General features: G+C 72.5%; 2 protein-coding genes. Both read right to left on the reverse strand.

What is annotated here, in order from left to right:
- On the reverse strand, positions 1-1,292 hold a 1,292-nt coding region (locus tag WA805_RS15360), incomplete at its 3' end, for a hypothetical protein (RefSeq protein ID WP_425242653.1).
- A gap of 110 nt (positions 1,293-1,402) precedes the next feature.
- On the reverse strand, positions 1,403-2,158 hold the full coding sequence (locus WA805_RS15365) for an SCO1664 family protein (protein WP_422270762.1): 756 nt from the start codon (positions 2,156-2,158) through the stop codon (positions 1,403-1,405).
- Between the last annotated feature and the right edge of the window lie 65 nt (positions 2,159-2,223).

Raw genomic sequence — 2,223 nt, forward strand, 5'->3', positions numbered from 1 at the left:
GTACGCTCCGGGCCGACCCGCACGGCGACCGCTGCCAGTACGGCCGCCAGGTCGGTGTCCACGCGGCTGGCCGGGGCCGAGGCGGTCGCCCGGCGGAAGTCCCGGATGCAGACGCCCTGCTCGGAGATGACGATCGTGTCGGCGCCAAGCGCCCCGTGGGCTATCCCGGTGGCGCGCATCCGCAACACGGCCAGCAGGATCTCATCCAGCGTGCGGTCAGTGAGGTCGGTTTCCGTGGCCTGCGCCAGGACCGGCCCGTCGGGCACCCTGGTCACCAGTGCCGCGTCCCCGCTGGGCCCGAACTGGCCGGCGGCGAGCACGTCGGGCACCAGGACGCCGGCGCGTTCGGCCATCAGGGTGAGGTAGGCCTCGTGCTCGACTTGCTGGAGGCGGTCCAGGATCAGGGTGGGTCCCGAATCCCGGTAGACGGCAAAGCGCCACACTTTGGCCAGCACGCGGGCATCGGACGCGTCGCGGCCGTAGACCGACAGCTCGATCTGGCTGCCCGCCGGATCCCGGCCGGCGAACCGCTCAACTCCCCAGACCTGGCGGGGCGCCCGCGTGATATCGCCGACCGCGACCTTCAGGTCCGCGATCCAGTCCGTGACCTCCGCTGACGAAAGCAGGCCCACCGGGGATCCCGTGACCAGGTGCAGGGCCGCGGCCACGCCCCACCCCAGCGCCACGCTGGAGATCGCGTTGACCGGGAGGGCTTGCCCGGCGCAGATCGCGGCCAAGACGGCGAGGGTGATCAGGAACGAGACCGTCCGGTGCAACGGACGGCTCAGGTAGGGAACTGCGGTCGCCGCCATGGCGATGGTGACCGCGAGCTCGGTGACCGGGTAACCGGTGTTCACTCCGGCTAGCTCCTCGGCCGGCGGCCGCCCGCCCGCCGGGCCGAGAACCACGCTGAGCAGGGCGCAGACAGCCACGGTCAGCACGGCGGCCACTGCGGTCCACCGGATGGCGGTCAGCCGCGGGACGAGGAGCCCGACGATAACGAGAAGCCCGATGACCCCTGCCGATCCGAGCCAGAAGACGGACGTGACGAGCCAGCTGATCGCCGCCGGCGGCGGGTGCATGAACCGGACGATGCGCAGTTCGGCGGCCGAGTTGGCCTGCATGACCGGGACGGACACCGCCACCACGACGATCGCCAACCCGAGCCGGAACACGTCCGATGCCCGGCGCCGGGTCGTCCCCCCGCCGTGCGGTCCGAGCGCCGCCGCGCGCAAGCGCTGGGCCAGCGGATGCCGCGTTCCGGGAGCGGTCTCGCTGGCCACCGTAGCCATCGGGCTCCTCCTGCGTACGGCGGTTATCCGACCCGGCCTTGCTCGCCGGCGCTCAGGTTAAGCAAACAGCACCCGGGCCAGCCGCGCAATCCCCGCCCAGCACGTCGGGGTCACACCGGGGGCCAGGGGATGGCGGGCCAGTCCTCTGACGGGTACGGGTACGTGGGGTGCTTGAGCAGCTTGGCCACCCGGGACCTGGTGGCGTTGATCTCGCGCCTGGTCAGGTGCTTGGACAGTTCGTCGGCCAGCCAGCCGGCGGCCATGTCGTCGGCGAGGCGGCGGAGGGCCTCGACCGAGCGCCGCGGTAGCGCCTTGCCGCGCCACTGCCAGAGCACAGTGCGCAGCTTGTACTCCTCGGCGAAGCAGACCCCGTGGTCGCAGCCGTAGAGGTGGCCGTCGGTGACCGGCAGCAGGTGGCCGATCTTCCTGTCGGCGTTGTTGACGACCGCGTCGAACACCGCCATCTCGCGCAGCCCTGCGTGGTCGCTGCGGCGGGACAGCGCGACCAGGTCCACCTCGGGGTCCAGGTCGATCCACAGCTGGCACATGCCCGGGCCGAATGGCCCGTCGCGCATCACGGTCGGCGGCGCCACGTTCCAGCCCGCGGCCCGGGACACCGCGTAGGCGGCGACCTCCCGGCCCGCGAGCGTCCCGGTCGGGAAGTCCCATAGCGGCCGCTCACCCGCGACCGGCTTGTACACGCAGTTCGCCTCGGCGCCCCCGCCCTTGATCGTGCAGTACAGGGTGGCGTTGGACGCGCCGACGAGGCGGCCTTCTACCTCCAGGGCGCCGCGCTCGAGCAGCTCGAGCGCGGCACGTTCGCCGTCCGGGATATCCAGGCCGGCGGTCGCGGCGTTATCCGGCATTGCCGGCCCGGTGGCCGTTCTGCCGCGGGCAGACGTGCCCGGCGGCGTCCAGCGGCAGCCCGCAC

This window comes from Trebonia sp., assembly GCF_049794275.1.
GTDB lineage: Bacteria > Actinomycetota > Actinomycetes > Streptosporangiales > Streptosporangiaceae > Trebonia.